At 35.7% G+C, this 13,269-nt stretch carries 20 protein-coding genes; 9 read left to right on the forward strand and 11 right to left on the reverse strand.

Going from position 1 to position 13,269, the window contains the following annotated elements; genetic code table 11:
* Genes NCE97_RS12560 through NCE97_RS12575 form a run of 4 tightly spaced genes read left to right on the forward strand, consistent with a single transcriptional unit; the run spans position 1 to position 2,665 of the window.
* Entirely contained in the window at positions 1-399 is a 399-nt protein-coding gene (locus tag NCE97_RS12560) for a hypothetical protein (RefSeq protein WP_353779623.1), read from the forward strand.
* Positions 399-1,427, forward strand: coding sequence for a Rieske 2Fe-2S domain-containing protein (locus NCE97_RS12565; RefSeq protein ID WP_353779624.1), 1,029 nt, complete (start codon positions 399-401; stop codon positions 1,425-1,427). The genes NCE97_RS12560 and NCE97_RS12565 overlap by 1 nt, the downstream gene beginning before the upstream one ends.
* A 3-nt stretch (positions 1,428-1,430) precedes the next feature.
* The gene (locus tag NCE97_RS12570) at positions 1,431-2,219 is read left to right on the forward strand and encodes a hypothetical protein (RefSeq protein WP_353779625.1); all 789 of its coding nucleotides are present in this window, start codon (positions 1,431-1,433) and stop codon (positions 2,217-2,219) included.
* A 2-nt stretch (positions 2,220-2,221) separates the two neighbouring features.
* A complete protein-coding gene (locus NCE97_RS12575) occupies positions 2,222-2,665 on the forward strand; it encodes a YHS domain-containing (seleno)protein (protein ID WP_353779626.1) in 444 nt (147 codons plus the stop codon).
* On the opposite strand, the gene NCE97_RS12580 is transcribed toward NCE97_RS12575, so the two are convergent.
* The 3 genes from NCE97_RS12580 to NCE97_RS12590 all read right to left on the reverse strand — a co-directional run bounded on the left by NCE97_RS12580 (position 2,662) and on the right by NCE97_RS12590 (position 3,973).
* A complete protein-coding gene (locus NCE97_RS12580) occupies positions 2,662-3,039 on the reverse strand; it encodes an STAS domain-containing protein (protein WP_353779627.1) in 378 nt (125 codons plus the stop codon). The genes NCE97_RS12575 and NCE97_RS12580 overlap by 4 nt on opposite strands.
* Positions 3,040-3,129: 90 nt before the next feature.
* Positions 3,130-3,396 (reverse strand): DUF1272 domain-containing protein, encoded by a 267-nt coding sequence (locus tag NCE97_RS12585; protein ID WP_353779628.1) that lies wholly within the window; start codon positions 3,394-3,396, stop codon positions 3,130-3,132.
* Between the two features lies 1 nt (position 3,397).
* Positions 3,398-3,973, reverse strand: coding sequence for a PhnA domain-containing protein (locus NCE97_RS12590; protein ID WP_353779629.1), 576 nt, complete (start codon positions 3,971-3,973; stop codon positions 3,398-3,400).
* Between the two features lie 39 nt (positions 3,974-4,012).
* On the opposite strand from NCE97_RS12590, the gene NCE97_RS12595 reads away from it, so the two are divergent.
* Complete coding sequence (locus NCE97_RS12595) at positions 4,013-4,537, forward strand: GNAT family N-acetyltransferase (RefSeq protein WP_353779630.1); 525 nt, start codon at positions 4,013-4,015, stop codon at positions 4,535-4,537.
* Here the strand turns inward: NCE97_RS12595 and NCE97_RS12600 are convergent.
* The 7 genes from NCE97_RS12600 to NCE97_RS12630 are packed head-to-tail and all read right to left on the reverse strand — an operon-like array spanning position 4,534 to position 8,973.
* Entirely contained in the window at positions 4,534-4,902 is a 369-nt protein-coding gene (locus tag NCE97_RS12600; RefSeq protein WP_353779631.1) for an MmcQ/YjbR family DNA-binding protein, read from the reverse strand. The genes NCE97_RS12595 and NCE97_RS12600 overlap by 4 nt on opposite strands.
* 1 nt (position 4,903) lies before the next feature.
* Entirely contained in the window at positions 4,904-5,512 is a 609-nt protein-coding gene (locus tag NCE97_RS12605; RefSeq protein ID WP_353779632.1) for a DUF4230 domain-containing protein, read from the reverse strand.
* A complete protein-coding gene (locus tag NCE97_RS12610; protein WP_353779633.1) occupies positions 5,512-5,868 on the reverse strand; it encodes a DUF4260 domain-containing protein in 357 nt (118 codons plus the stop codon). The genes NCE97_RS12605 and NCE97_RS12610 overlap by 1 nt, the downstream gene beginning before the upstream one ends.
* Complete coding sequence (locus tag NCE97_RS12615) at positions 5,865-6,614, reverse strand: cyclase family protein (protein ID WP_353779634.1); 750 nt, start codon at positions 6,612-6,614, stop codon at positions 5,865-5,867. Before NCE97_RS12615 ends, NCE97_RS12610 begins: the two co-directional genes overlap by 4 nt.
* Positions 6,615-7,775 (reverse strand): radical SAM family heme chaperone HemW, encoded by a 1,161-nt coding sequence (hemW, locus tag NCE97_RS12620; protein WP_353779635.1) that lies wholly within the window; start codon positions 7,773-7,775, stop codon positions 6,615-6,617.
* A gap of 11 nt (positions 7,776-7,786) precedes the next feature.
* Positions 7,787-8,338 carry a crossover junction endodeoxyribonuclease RuvC gene (gene ruvC / locus NCE97_RS12625; RefSeq protein WP_353779636.1) on the reverse strand — a complete coding sequence of 184 codons (552 nt, stop codon included), beginning with the start codon at positions 8,336-8,338 and terminating at the stop codon, positions 7,787-7,789.
* Positions 8,338-8,973, reverse strand: coding sequence for an outer membrane beta-barrel protein (locus tag NCE97_RS12630; protein ID WP_353779637.1), 636 nt, complete (start codon positions 8,971-8,973; stop codon positions 8,338-8,340). The genes ruvC and NCE97_RS12630 overlap by 1 nt, the downstream gene beginning before the upstream one ends.
* 27 nt (positions 8,974-9,000) lie before the next feature.
* Between NCE97_RS12630 and NCE97_RS12635 the strand changes: the two genes are divergently transcribed.
* Genes NCE97_RS12635 through NCE97_RS12650 form a run of 4 tightly spaced genes read left to right on the forward strand, consistent with a single transcriptional unit; the run spans position 9,001 to position 12,769 of the window.
* A complete protein-coding gene (locus NCE97_RS12635) occupies positions 9,001-9,972 on the forward strand; it encodes a lysylphosphatidylglycerol synthase domain-containing protein (RefSeq protein ID WP_353779638.1) in 972 nt (323 codons plus the stop codon).
* Complete coding sequence (locus tag NCE97_RS12640) at positions 9,969-11,099, forward strand: glycosyltransferase (protein ID WP_353779639.1); 1,131 nt, start codon at positions 9,969-9,971, stop codon at positions 11,097-11,099. The genes NCE97_RS12635 and NCE97_RS12640 overlap by 4 nt, the downstream gene beginning before the upstream one ends.
* Before the next feature lie 56 nt (positions 11,100-11,155).
* Positions 11,156-12,031, forward strand: coding sequence for a hypothetical protein (locus tag NCE97_RS12645; protein WP_353779640.1), 876 nt, complete (start codon positions 11,156-11,158; stop codon positions 12,029-12,031).
* Entirely contained in the window at positions 12,032-12,769 is a 738-nt protein-coding gene (locus tag NCE97_RS12650) for a Bax inhibitor-1/YccA family protein (RefSeq protein ID WP_353779641.1), read from the forward strand.
* Here the strand turns inward: NCE97_RS12650 and NCE97_RS12655 are convergent.
* Positions 12,766-13,242, reverse strand: coding sequence for a hypothetical protein (locus tag NCE97_RS12655; protein WP_353779642.1), 477 nt, complete (start codon positions 13,240-13,242; stop codon positions 12,766-12,768). The genes NCE97_RS12650 and NCE97_RS12655 overlap by 4 nt on opposite strands.
* Positions 13,243-13,269 lie beyond the last annotated feature (27 nt).

Consider the following 13,269-nt stretch of genomic DNA (forward strand, 5'->3'; position numbering starts at 1 on the left):
ATGAATTCAAAACAACGAAAAACACATTTAGTGGTTTGGCTTTTACTAGCTATTGGTCTTCCTGTTTTTATTTTCTTATCGGTTAAGAATTTAGATTTCAATACCAATAACGGAAAGACATCAGAAGTGACCTTTAAATCTGAAAGCACAGTTTTAAAGGTTTCAGAAAATGAATTCATTAAAGTAAACACGTTTAAGGACAGCATAGAAATCATCTTAAAAAAGCCTTTGAAAAACGCCTCTGCTGTTGTTGTCGATTTGAATTCTGAAAATAAGTCCAAAACCCTAGGGCAAATTTCTCAAGCAGGCACATACAGATTTCAAGTGGATAGGCCTGTTGAAAAAATACTCATCATGGATAAAATAAAAAAGCAACCCATAACTACATTGATATTATAATGGCTTTAGATTATAAACTAGTCCTATGGAACCCTTTCAAAAAGCAATATGATAAGATTATTGCCATTGGCATGATCTTGTATATCATTTTGTTTGCCGCTATCACCTTGGTTTTTAATTCTGAAACGAGTATAGAAACATTGATCATTAGGTCGTTCGGTTCACTAGCAATTATAATGCTTCACATTATTTTGGCAATTGGTCCATTAAGCCGATTGAATAGTGGATTCCTTCCTATTCTTTACAATAGAAGACATCTTGGTGTGAGCATGTTTTTGGCAGCGTTCATACATGGTGGCTTTTCTACATTTCAGTTTCATGCATTGGGAGATGTAAATCCTATCTATTCCATTTTCACCTCAAATATGGATTATGGCTCATTGACCAATTTCCCATTTCAGGTATTAGGATTTTTAGCGCTGTTAATTTTATTCGTGATGGCTTCAACCAGTCATGATTTTTTCTTGGCTAACCTTTCAGCTAAGGTCTGGAAGCGTTTACACATGATGGTCTATTTAGCATATGCCTTAATCATTGCGCATGTATTTTTGGGCGCTTTTCAGCAAGAAACCTCCTTATTTACGATTGGGTTTATGATTATTGGTTCCATCACAGTTACTTCGTTGCATCTTATAGCAGCTTTCAAGGAACGTAAAGTTGATAGCATTAAGACTGAAGTCAATGAAGGGTGGTTAAAAGTCTGCGATGTTAATGAGATTGAAGACGACAGAGCAAAAATATTTACGGTAGATAAGGAACGCGTTGCTATTTTTAAATATGAAGGCAAACTCTCAGCAATTCATAATGTTTGCAAACACCAAGGCGGTCCTTTAGGTGAAGGCAAAATTATAGATGGCTGCGTAACTTGTCCTTGGCATGGTTATCAATATTTACCAAACAATGGACAATCACCTCCTCCATATACTGAAAAAGTAGCAACCTATGCATTAAAGCTTGAAGGATCTACAGTTTATATAAATCCCGAAGCTTTTGAAGAAGGCACTGAAGTAGAACCTTGTAATATCTAGATTATGAAACAGAATGATGAATTTTTCGTACCGTATATTGAAGGTAGTTTAGGTTCTAAAACCAAAAAGACGATAAAACGTTTTGGAATAGTAGCTATACTCATTGTCATTTTTGGTGCATTGGTCTTTGGGTTTACTCAAAAACCATTCAAGAATAGCTCTTTTGAGCTTACAAGTACTACGAAGATTGTTGGTACGTTCCATGAGAATCCTTATCCGATGTTGAGAGTACAACTGGCAGACAATACTTATAAGAACATTGTGCTACTGGGCTTTGGAAAATCTAGTGCTAATCCTTACTTGGAGGTATTGCTTACTAAAGAAAAAGGCCTCAACAATAAGATTCTTTCTATCGAGGGAAATTTAATCTATTACAATGGCAAAACGCTTTTACAAATTACTGATGAAGAAAAAGTTGCATTAGTAAGTTCTGATGGTATTGCTCCGACTAAATCTGAAACGATCGAGATGACTTTAGAAGGTGAAATTATTGACCCTAAGTGTTACTTTGGTGTCATGAAACCTGGTTTTGGTAAGATTCATAGGAGTTGTGCTGTACGTTGTATTTCAGGTGGTATTCCTCCTGTTCTGGCTACAACAGACGATAACAATATTTCTAAATATTACTTACTTACAGATTTAAATGGTAATGCTATTAATGATGCTGTGCTACCTTACATTGGAAAACCTTCAGAAATAAAAGGTATTGTTCATAAAATGGATGATTGGCATGTTCTTATGATCAACCCGAATGATATCAAAGTCACCGGTTCCAAATCTTCAATTTATTAATAATGAAAACATATTTTACAGTTCTATTTTTAGGAATTGGGTTACTACTGAATGCTCAATCTATTGATTACAACACTAAGAAGGGATTCGCGGTTCATGGCTATGATGTTGTAGCTTATTTTGATGGTTCTGCCGAAAAAGGCTCAAAAGATTTTGTCGTAACACATGATGGTGTTAAATACAAATTTTCCTCTCAAGAAAATCTAGATAAGTTTAAAGAAAACCCTGTACAATACCTACCTCAATATGGTGGTTATTGTGCGTATGCAGTAGCATTGAAAAGCAAAAAAGTGAATGTAGACCCGAATACTTTCGAAATAAGAGATGATAAACTCTACTTATTCTATAACTCATGGGGAACTAATACCTTAGAATCTTGGCTTGCCAAAACTCCAGACATATTAGTAGAAAAAGCAGACGCAAACTGGGAGCAAATAAAATACTAAGCTGCTTCTTCAGATTTAAAATAGTCGAATAATTCCTTAAGACCACTTCCAACGATAGACAAACGTTTGTTTTTTGTCAATGCTTCGTTGTGTAATTTCACCAAAGCATTAACGCCATAACGATCAATAGTCTCTAAGCCTTCAATACTGATGGTAATTTCATTATTAACATCTAATGCATTGTGAAACGCTTCTTGAAACTGCTGAATGTTTCGTTTGTTCAAAACGCCTTTGACCTTAAAAAAATTATTGTAATTAGATATAGCAAGTGCCATAACATTTACATTAAAATGATTAAACAATAAATTTGGTGCTACTAAAAAATAAGGGAATTCAATGGATTGATAATTATCAATCAACAATTGATGTTTCAAGATGCAACTATTCTAGCAAAAAATAAATTTTAATCGACTAAAGGACAATTGTTTAGACCATGACGCATTTCCTTGAAAGAATCCGCATATCTAACACTCATTGAGACGTTTTTTATGAGCTTCTAGATCTACAGGTTTATGAACTATTTTGGTAGAAACAGGATATTTCTCTAACAATGACTTTGGGCGAATAGGTCGTTGCGTAAAATTACCGCCACAATTTGGACACACATGATGTAGCAGATTCTCCACACAATCCTTGCAAAACGTGCACTCAAAAGTACAGATCATAGCCTCTTCAGAATCATAAGGTAATGACTTGTTGCAGTGTTCGCATGTGGGTCTAATTTCTAACATCTTAAAGCCTCTTTACGTATTTGGTAACAATCACAATATGCTGACCATCTACTTTTCCTTCGATATACTCAGCATTATCATGGTCTAGTGATATTCTTCTCACTGCCGTACCTTGCTTGGCTACCATACTAGATCCTTTCACTTTTAAATCTTTAATAAGAACTACAGAATCTCCTGCTTGCAATACAGCTCCATTGACATCGCGATGTACTAGTTTATCTTCACCATCATCACCATCGCCTTCTGCGTTTGCAAATGCTAAGGTCTCCTCATCGAGATACATCATATCCAAAAGATCTTGAGGCCAGCCTTCTGCCTTTAATCTATTGAGCATACGCCAGGCCATCACTTGCACAGCTCTGTGTTCGCTCCACATACTATCGTTTAAGCATCTCCAATGGTTTGGATCTATATTATCGGAATTCGTCATTTGATCTTCACAGGTATCGCAAACATATAAGCTATCCTGAAGGCTTTGTGAAGCTGGAGGCACTGTAAATACCCTTAAATTTTCTGTTTGCTTGCACAATTCGCAACAATTATGACTACGCTTTTGAAGATCGCGCTCTAGACTCATCTATCCGTTTTTATTATTGAACAAATGTAAGGTTTTGCGATGAACTCATTATCTTTAAGCATGCAAATTGAAACAGAGCGATTAGTTATTAAGGATATCTCTTCTAGTGAAGCGGCTTTTTATTTGAAGCTTTTTAATGATCCTGATTGGATACGTAATATCAGTGATAAAGGCCTTAAAACAGTTGAAGAAGTTGAAGAGTATATTGAAAATAAGGTCTTGAAAGAATTTCAGGTGAATGGAAATGGTTTTTTTACGATTCGTACCAAAGACCATATGAAACCTATTGGTGTATCTACATTATTGTTTAGAGACAATACCTCATTCTACGATGTTGGTTATGGATTAATGCCAGATGCGCGTGGTAAGGGTTATGCAAAGGAAGCTACTCTAGCTATGATGGCTTATGCTGAAAATACTTTTGGTATCCCTAAAATTTACGCTATCACAAAACTAGATAATGAACCTTCTATAGGGTTATTGCAAAGTTTGGGATTTAGCCTGAAAGAGCAATCAACAATCTTTGGTGAAGAACTCAATAACATTTTTGAGTATCAATACTAGTCGTCTTTCAATTGTGCTTGGAGTTTCTTCGGTAAACTTTTAACCACGCAATCATAAGAATGATCAATTAATTCTGAAACCAACTTTGGTGGCAACTCTCCTTTATAGAGCCTAAGTGTATTCCAATGTTTTTTACTCATGTGATAGCCTGGTTCAATACTTTCGTATTCTGCTCTAAGTTCTTGAGCATAGTCCGGATCACATTTTAGGTTGATTGCAGACTCTCCGTTTTCCCAACTGTCCATTCCAGTGAGTAAAAACATCTTATTCATCACCTTGAAGACTAACACATTATCATCAAAAGGAAAATGTTCGGTCACCTCCTTCTTGGATAAACAATATTCGTATAGCTGTTCGATGTTCATGTTATTCAATCAGCTTTTTGGATTTATCTTCTATTACTAAAGCAGAATAATCTAATTGCCATCCAATAGTTTCAACTATGTTCTCCATAAGTGAGATGGTTTGTAAAGCTTCTTTTTGAGCGGCTTCAATGAGACCACTTTCAGGAATTTTCGCTTCTATATGACCCTTAGCTTCTTGATGTAATTCTGTGAGATCATTTGCTTCAAACTTATTGAAATACCCATCTTTTTTGTCGTAGTAATTCAAATCTGTTTCGATAGATAAAATTTCAGGTTGCGGAAAATGATTCAGAAAAATAGTCTTAGAATCTTTATCTGCTCGCAACTGAATTTTAGACAAGTCATATCCGACATGAGCCTTAGCGTTTACGACAACTAATGCTTTCTTTTTGCTCGAAATCAGTTTCAAGAACTTTTCTTTCACATCTTCATAATGGTAAATCTCAGCAAAATCACCTTCAACAGTGATAAACTTACATACGTTCTTAATCTTATCTAGTAAAATCACAGATTGTGAATTGATAAGACTTTGACGCTTCAAAGATTTGAGATATGTGACCACACCCAAACTTGCCAATACGCCTATGATGATTCCTAAAAATGCTTCCATTAATTACTATTTCCTATTTCTCCCAAATGTGTATACTTGAATCCCTTTTCGTACTTAAGTCCATAGCCTAGACAACGGTCAAAAGCAGCATGAGAAAACAATATAATGCCTATCAATTGCAATACATCGCTTCTACTTATGGTGCCAATAATATAAAATGCTAGCGCAATAGCTTTGTGATGAAACACATTGTACATCCACGCTCCTATTTTTTTATCTACTAAATAACCCAACATACTAATATCTGGCACAAAGAACAAGCCAATAAACCACCACCAATTCCATCCCAGCAGTTCAAACCAGAATACGCCTAGCAAAAACATTGCCAGTTCTTCTATTTTAATGGAGAGTTTCATTCTATAACCTTATACAAAATAGGTTTGCTTGGTGAGGCATCGTTTTCGAAGGGTGCAATTTGCAGATTGACAAAATAAGTACCATCATCGATCTTATTGGACACATAGATAAACTCTGTAATGGTTGCATCCATTCTAAGTTTTCCCTTGGTATTCCAAAACGCATTATGACCAGCTAAAAGCCCTTCATCGTATTCCTTATCTACACTAGGTAAATCCACTAACAAATGCTTAATCCCTTTTTTTACCAAAAGCTCGATAGCTTCTAAAGTAAAGTAAGGCCAATTGGTATTAGAGTATTGCCTCGATTTTTTGTCTTTTATATTAGGAATAGTTCGTACGACCAATGCTTCTCTTTTTTTATTCCCTAGAGCAAATTGCAATTGCTTTTTAGAGATTACAAAGTCTTCACCATCTTTCTCTGGAGCCACTGTAATCACTTCGCCTAAAAAGAAAAACTGCTTTAGATTTTTATTAATAGAGTGAACTTTCTCCGTAATATGACCAACACACTCGGTATGCGTACCATGAGCATGAGGGTTGAAGTGAATCCCATTAAAATTTACTGAAGCACCTTCGGCAACGCTAATAGTACTACCATCTATAACTTCTGCCGAAATTTTTGGAGGTCCGATATACCATGCATTTACATTACTGTCTGAACTTTTTAGCGGTATGGAAATATCTAAAGGGTTGGATAAATCTATTTTAAACTTTCTAGAGTTGTATTGTATTTGTGTGATCAATTATAAATTCAGTTTAAAGAGTTGTGAAGCGATACCATCGCTCAAAAATTTTCCTTTTTTGCTAACCTGTAGCTTGTCGTTATGAAGATACAAAAACTCATCGTCAATATACCCTTTAGCTTGCTCTAAAAGATATGACCTATAATTTTTCCCAAAGTCAGTTTCGATCTTATCCAAAGAAACACCCCAAATGGTGCGCAGACCTGTCATAATGTATTCATTATAACGATCTGTCACTGTGAGGGTTTCGACTTCGGAAGGCAATTCATTCTCAGCTATTGCTTTTATGTATTTTGAATTGTTTCTCACATTCCAAGAGCGTTGAGCGCCATTAAAAGAATGTGCTGAAGGTCCTATACCTATATAGGGTTTGCCTTGCCAATAGGCTGAATTATTTTTGCTGAAATAACCTTCTTTTCCAAAGTTTGATAATTCGTAATGCACAAAATCTGAAGCTTCCAGAGTATCAATTAATATGTGAAACTGTTGTTCAGCCTTTTCATCATCGACATTATCAATAATGCCCTTTTTGATAAAGTTTTCTAAGGCGGTTTGGGGTTCTACTGTTAATGCATAACTCGATATATGGGGAATATCAAAAGACAACGCCGTTTCTATATTCTGAATCCATTGTTCGTTTGAAGCGCCTGGAATACCATAAATAAGATCAATTGAAATGTTGTCAAAATAGGCTCTTGCTTCCTCTAGGCAACGTTTAGCTTCTTCGGCATTATGAGCTCGATTCATAAGTTTTAGATCGGCTTCGAAAAACGATTGAATGCCTATGCTCAATCTATTAATTCCAATAGTTCTATAAGCATTGAAGCTATTTTTGGATGGCACTTCGGCTCCGCTCAGTGCCCCAACCAAATCATCTGGATTTGCTTCTAGGGTAATCTCTGGGTTTTCTGCAACATCATAATTAGCATAAACCTCATCAATAATCGATTGCAATTCTGCAATGGTCAATACACTTGGTGTCCCTCCACCGAAGTAAATGGTCTCTACTAATGTATTTGAAAATTCATCTTTTCGTAATCGCAATTCACTTTTGAGCGCCTCGACTAGTTCACCTTTCTTTTTAAACGATGTAGAAAAATGAAAATCGCAATAGTGGCAAGCTTGCTTACAAAATGGTATGTGGATGTAGATGCCTGCCAATTTAAAATCAGTTATTCAACTCTATCTTCGTTCGCTTTTACAAAAGCACTCCAACCAGAGTAACTTTTCCCAACGGATACACGTCCTTGATTGTAGAAATGACATACTGCTGCAGCCAAGCCATCGGTGGCGTCTAGATTCTTTGGTAATTCTTTCAAACCCAAAAGACTTTGAAGCATTTTAGCGACTTGCTCTTTACTAGCATTACCATTCCCTGTGATGGCCATTTTAATCTTCTTAGGTGAGTACTCTGTAATAGGTACTTCTCGACTCAATCCTGCCGCCATAGCCACACCTTGTGCACGACCAAGCTTCAACATACTTTGTACGTTTTTACCAAAAAAAGGTGCTTCGATAGCGATCTCATCTGGATGATAGGTATCAATAAGTTCTACAGTACGTTCGAAAATAAGCTTCAGCTTCAGATAATGATCATCGTATTTTTTTAGGTGCAATTCATTGAGCTGCATAAACGTCATGGATTTACCTACGACTTTGATAAGTCCAAATCCCATGATTGTGGTTCCAGGATCAATCCCTAATATTATTTTTTCTTTACTCATTAATTACACGTATAACAACCACTTAAAGAGAATGTAATTCCTAATGTAGCAGTGAGCACATTTCCGTTAAACGCTCCAAGTCCGGTTAAAGGTGGATCGTAATCATCTAAAGATGTAAATCCATAAATATAAGAGAGGTCTCCATATAGGGAAATGGTTTCAGACATTGCATAATGTAGCTCTACACCAGCCATAAAGTTTGCATAGGTTTGCTTGTTATCACCAAGATTCCCAAGCGGTTTTACAAAAGAAATCCCAGGTCCTGCATGTCCTACGACACCCATTCTTTGAGGCAAAAACCCTAAACTTGTTGTTGGATCGTATACAAACTGTGCATTGATACGTGAATAATTGGTCTTAAACTCCGGAACATCATCTCCACTCGAAAAACGATTGAATCCGTAGTCTAATTTTGCACCAAGTTGAGGCTTGAACATATACTGAATTCCTAAATTCACAGTTGGAAAATTGAGGTTCTTAGAATTTAGTTCATTAACAAAACCTCCCCAAAACGGTCTATTGAATCCTAAAGCGACTTGAGCTTTCCATACATTGGTAGCTTTTTGGGCGAATATCATCTCACAACTTCCAAACAACATTAAAAAAAACAAGGTAGATCTAAAAAGGGTCTTCATCTTATAATATTTGAGTTATTTTGCAGTATGTTCCATACACTTCCATACAAAACTAAGCAATTCTTTTTTGTGCTAATCAAGTTGAGTATCGTTGTTGGAGCCTTTTATTTTATTTATCAAAAACTAGCCGAAAACGAAGGTTTAGAGTTTAGCACTTTTATTCATTTTTTGACTGAAAATCGTGTGTTTTCATTAAAAAATGTCGTTTTTTTACTCGTTTTCACCCTTTTTAATTGGTTTTTTGAAATTTTGAAATGGCAACATTTAGTTGCTTCTATCAAGAAAATTTCCTTAAGAGCATCACTAGAACAAAGCCTTGGGTCATTAACCGCTTCTCTTATTACCCCAAACAGAATTGGTGAATATGGCGCCAAGGCTGTGTACTATTCCAAAACGCATAGAAAACGCATATTATTATTAAACCTCGTAGGCAATGTTTCCCAGATGACCATTACCATGATTCTAGGTACTATAGGGTTTGCTTTTTTTGTGAACAATTACGATATCAACATAGATTACTACAAACTTGTTAGGTTTGTTTTTGTAGTGATTGTTATTGGTGCATTAGGTCTTTTGGGTATTAAGCAGGATCGCTTTCGTATAAAAGGGTTTTCCTTTGAAAAGGTCTTGAAGTTCATTAAAGCCATAAGTGCAAAAACTAAAGCGACTGTACTACTGCTATCATTAATTAGGTACCTCATCTTTTCGTATCAATTCTATTTTTTACTTACAATATTTGGTGTTGAAGTCGACTATCTAAGAGCTATGATGGTGATCACTAGTATGTATCTACTGGCTTCAATAATTCCTTCAATATTTATTTTTGATGTTGTGATTAAGGGAAGTGTAGCAGTGTATTTATTTTCGGCTGTTGGCGTTAATGAGATAAGTGTTCTTAGTATTATATCCATTATGTGGTTATTAAATATCGTCTTGCCTAGTATATTTGGAAGTTACTATGTTTTAAACTTCAATTTTAAAAGCTTTCATGAGGAATGATTACAGTAATTTTTATCATAATCACAGTAATTTATCTAATACTCATCTTCAGTTTTGTAAGAGGGTTTAATAAAGTTGAGGTTTTCAATTTGCAGGACATAAACCCGAAGTCTCGGTTTTCGATCCTCATTCCTTTCAAAAATGAAGCAAAGAATTTGCCTGCATTAGTAGATTCAATTTCAAAATTAAACTACCCTAAACATCTTTTTGAGGTCATCTTTATTAATGATAACTCTGCAGATGATTCTAAACAGATTCTTAGTGCGCTTTGTAAAAAACATCTTAGGAACTATGTTATAACAGTAATCGATAACGAACGTAAATCCAAAGCTCCTAAAAAAGATGCGATAACGCTTGGTGTGTCCAAAGCTAATTTTGAATGGATTGTTACCACAGATGCTGATTGTCTATTACCTAAATACTGGCTAGATAGTTTTGATGAGTTTATTCAAAACTCTGATAGTGATGTTATTGCAGGACCTTTGCTTTATGCTACTTACAACACGTTTTTGGAGCGTTTTCAAGCTATGGATGTTATGAGTCTACAAGGGGCTACTATTGGTGCTTTTGGGCTAAACAACCCATTTATGTGCAATGGTGCTAACTTTGCTTACAAAGCAACAACATTTGAGACTTTAAACGGATTTGAAGGCAATACTAATATTGCAAGTGGTGATGATATTTTCTTTCTGGAAAAGGCTAAACGAAAAGGTCATAAGGTTGATTATCTAAAATCTGTGCATGCTGCTGTGATTTCACATCCAGAACCCAACTGGAACGCTGTTATAGTGCAACGAAAACGATGGGCTTCAAAAACTTCTGCAACCAAAAATACTCTTGGTAGGTTTACTGCTTTAGTTATCCTCTTAATGAATGCTGCGATAGCTTGTGGTTTGGTTTTAGCAATGACTTCAGTGATTTCGTGGAAACTGTTGTTGTATCTGTTTTTTATAAAAATCAATATAGACTTTCTATTATTATTTAAGACAGCTTCATTCTTTGATACCAAAGATGCTTTAAGTAGTTATTGGCTGGCTTGTCTACTCTATCCTTTCTTTAGTACTTACGTGGCTATAGTTTCCATGTTTTCAACCTATAAATGGAAAGGCGAGCATTATTCAAAGTAGAATTATAGAGTGTCGAAGATTTTTGGTAGCTTTACTCGAACCAAAATCTCACACTTATGAAAAGGCTAGTATTCATAGTAATTGCAATGCTTTTCTTTAGTTACAGCAATGCACAACAAACCTACACTGTTAATGGAGAATCTTTAGAATTGAAAACCGAAATTGATGGTACTCTGGATTTACTCTGGAATATCATTGATGGTCAATATCGGTATTTTGTAAGATCCGAAGATGGTACCATTACGGAACTAAAAAATACTCGAGGCGAAGACCGAAAATATCTTGAAGAGTACAAATCTGTTTTAGCGAGTCTTACTAATAATTCAATCTCTACTGAAAAGCTAAAGCTTACTTTATACGATCTCAGAAACTTTATAGACGACTATAATAGCAGTAAGGATAGTAGTTACCAATCCGTGACTACAAAATCTGATGTTCTTGTAAGACTGGGTATTAACGCTGGAATTACCAACAATCCTTTTGTTGAAAACCCTAATAATGACATTGCACCTTTAGGTGTTTTGGAACTGGAGGTTATGGAGCGAAATGTGCTGCAAAGGCACTCTGGGTTTTTACAAGTGAGGCATAGTTTTGAAAATGGCGAATTCAACTATTCAACGACTGAATTATCCTTAGGGTATCGTTATAGAATTGTTAATAAGGAAACGTTTAGTATTTACGGTCAATTGAAATTTGCTACAGTAAACTTCTCTAGAGCTGAAGTCGAAGTTCCACAGGGTCCAACAACAGTTACTAATGAAGCCAAAGACACTGCTTTTGATGCACCAATGATTTTTGGAGTCGGTGCAGAAATTGCTGTTGGAGATTCTGGATTTATTACGATTAATTATGGCGAACTGTTTGCCGTCTTTCTGGATAATCAAGGTAATTTTTCAACTGATATTACATTGGGATATAAGTTTAATCTATAAATGGCATTACGCAATTACAAAACCTCCAACCCTGTTTTTACAGGCTATTTCTGGGATGACGACCGAGACCGATCGTCCAAAATGACCGTCTTCGGAATCTTTGTAAAATCTATGGTTTGCATCCTGGTTATTGCAGCGATAGTTGCATGGATATGGAAACTTCACGAAGGTGGTATGTCTGTGCGATGGTTTACACTTGGAGGCATGCTAGCTTCAATAGTAATTAGTATTGTTATTTCCGTAAGAAAGCATTGGGCGTGGTTTTTAGTGCCTTTGTATACGGTTGCAAAAGGGTGTTTTTTAGGTGGTTTTTCGGCTTATGTAAGAGCTCGATTTCCTGAATTGCCTTATCAGGCCATTGGTGTTACCATCATTACTTTTTTCGTAATGCTTATCTTGTATCAGACCAGAATCATTGTAGTCACTAAGCTCCTTAGAAGTATCATTATCTCTGCTGCTGCCAGTATTTTTGTTGTGTATATCATTTCATGGATATTGAGTTTCTTCGGTATCAAATCTTTTTTGTGGGGTACTTCTAATCTGGCGATTGCCTTTAATGTTATTGCTGCAATTGTTGCTTCTTTTGCTTTGCTCTTGGACTTTGATTATATAGAACGTTATAAAGGCAGAGCGTCAAAGGATAAAGAATGGCTGGCAACCTGGGGACTATTGGCAACTCTGATTTGGTTGTATGCTGAAATCTTGAGGTTCTTGCAAAAGCTAGCAATACGTTTTTAGTCGATTCGTATAACTATAGGCAGAGTAAACTCTGTATCGACTTGTTGCCCTCGTTTTATTGCCGGAAATATCTTAGGTAAGGTTAATAGGCTTCGATTTACTAAGCTGTCTAGTTTTGGAATTTGTGCTTGGGTTAAGCTATCTATTTCTAGAGTTTGAAGTGATAAAACGCCTTGTTTATCAATCGCTATTTTTAAAGTCAGCGTGTCTTCGATATCTTCTGAAACTACAATATTTTGGTTAGAAAAATAATTGGCGACATGATCTATTAATGTCGTTTCAAAGCATTGCTTACGCTCTAGCTTTTCCTGTAATGCTTCACAATTCGAAAAGGATGGATATTGGTCTACATCGTTCCAATTAATGGTTTCGAGTTCTTCTTTTACGATATCTTCTGTATAGACTTTTTTCTTGTCGAAGTATTGACAAGAAGCTACACTAATGAGTAATAGCAAAAGTAGAGATCGTCTCATGGATTAGTTATACTGAAACGAAAAATA

The organism is Winogradskyella sp. 3972H.M.0a.05 (assembly GCF_040493455.1).
GTDB lineage: Bacteria > Bacteroidota > Bacteroidia > Flavobacteriales > Flavobacteriaceae > Microcosmobacter.

Excerpts from the sequence above, each read along its gene's own strand:
- NCE97_RS12560 (WP_353779623.1), top strand. The coding sequence starts at position 1 with ATGAATTCAAAACAACGAAAAACACATTTAGTGGTTTGGCTTTTACTA.
- NCE97_RS12565 (WP_353779624.1), top strand. The coding sequence starts at position 399 with ATGGCTTTAGATTATAAACTAGTCCTATGGAACCCTTTCAAAAAGCAA.
- NCE97_RS12570 (WP_353779625.1), top strand. The coding sequence starts at position 1,431 with ATGAAACAGAATGATGAATTTTTCGTACCGTATATTGAAGGTAGTTTA.
- NCE97_RS12575 (WP_353779626.1), top strand. The coding sequence starts at position 2,222 with ATGAAAACATATTTTACAGTTCTATTTTTAGGAATTGGGTTACTACTG.
- NCE97_RS12585 (WP_353779628.1), bottom strand. The coding sequence starts at position 3,396 with ATGTTAGAAATTAGACCCACATGCGAACACTGCAACAAGTCATTACCT.
- NCE97_RS12590 (WP_353779629.1), bottom strand. The coding sequence starts at position 3,973 with ATGAGTCTAGAGCGCGATCTTCAAAAGCGTAGTCATAATTGTTGCGAA.
- NCE97_RS12595 (WP_353779630.1), top strand. The coding sequence starts at position 4,013 with ATGAACTCATTATCTTTAAGCATGCAAATTGAAACAGAGCGATTAGTT.
- NCE97_RS12600 (WP_353779631.1), bottom strand. The coding sequence starts at position 4,902 with ATGAACATCGAACAGCTATACGAATATTGTTTATCCAAGAAGGAGGTG.
- NCE97_RS12605 (WP_353779632.1), bottom strand. The coding sequence starts at position 5,512 with ATGGAAGCATTTTTAGGAATCATCATAGGCGTATTGGCAAGTTTGGGT.
- NCE97_RS12610 (WP_353779633.1), bottom strand. The coding sequence starts at position 5,868 with ATGAAACTCTCCATTAAAATAGAAGAACTGGCAATGTTTTTGCTAGGC.
- ruvC (WP_353779636.1), bottom strand. The coding sequence starts at position 8,338 with ATGAGTAAAGAAAAAATAATATTAGGGATTGATCCTGGAACCACAATC.
- NCE97_RS12630 (WP_353779637.1), bottom strand. The coding sequence starts at position 8,973 with ATGAAGACCCTTTTTAGATCTACCTTGTTTTTTTTAATGTTGTTTGGA.
- NCE97_RS12635 (WP_353779638.1), top strand. The coding sequence starts at position 9,001 with ATGTTCCATACACTTCCATACAAAACTAAGCAATTCTTTTTTGTGCTA.
- NCE97_RS12640 (WP_353779639.1), top strand. The coding sequence starts at position 9,969 with ATGATTACAGTAATTTTTATCATAATCACAGTAATTTATCTAATACTC.
- NCE97_RS12645 (WP_353779640.1), top strand. The coding sequence starts at position 11,156 with ATGAAAAGGCTAGTATTCATAGTAATTGCAATGCTTTTCTTTAGTTAC.
- NCE97_RS12650 (WP_353779641.1), top strand. The coding sequence starts at position 12,032 with ATGGCATTACGCAATTACAAAACCTCCAACCCTGTTTTTACAGGCTAT.
- NCE97_RS12655 (WP_353779642.1), bottom strand. The coding sequence starts at position 13,242 with ATGAGACGATCTCTACTTTTGCTATTACTCATTAGTGTAGCTTCTTGT.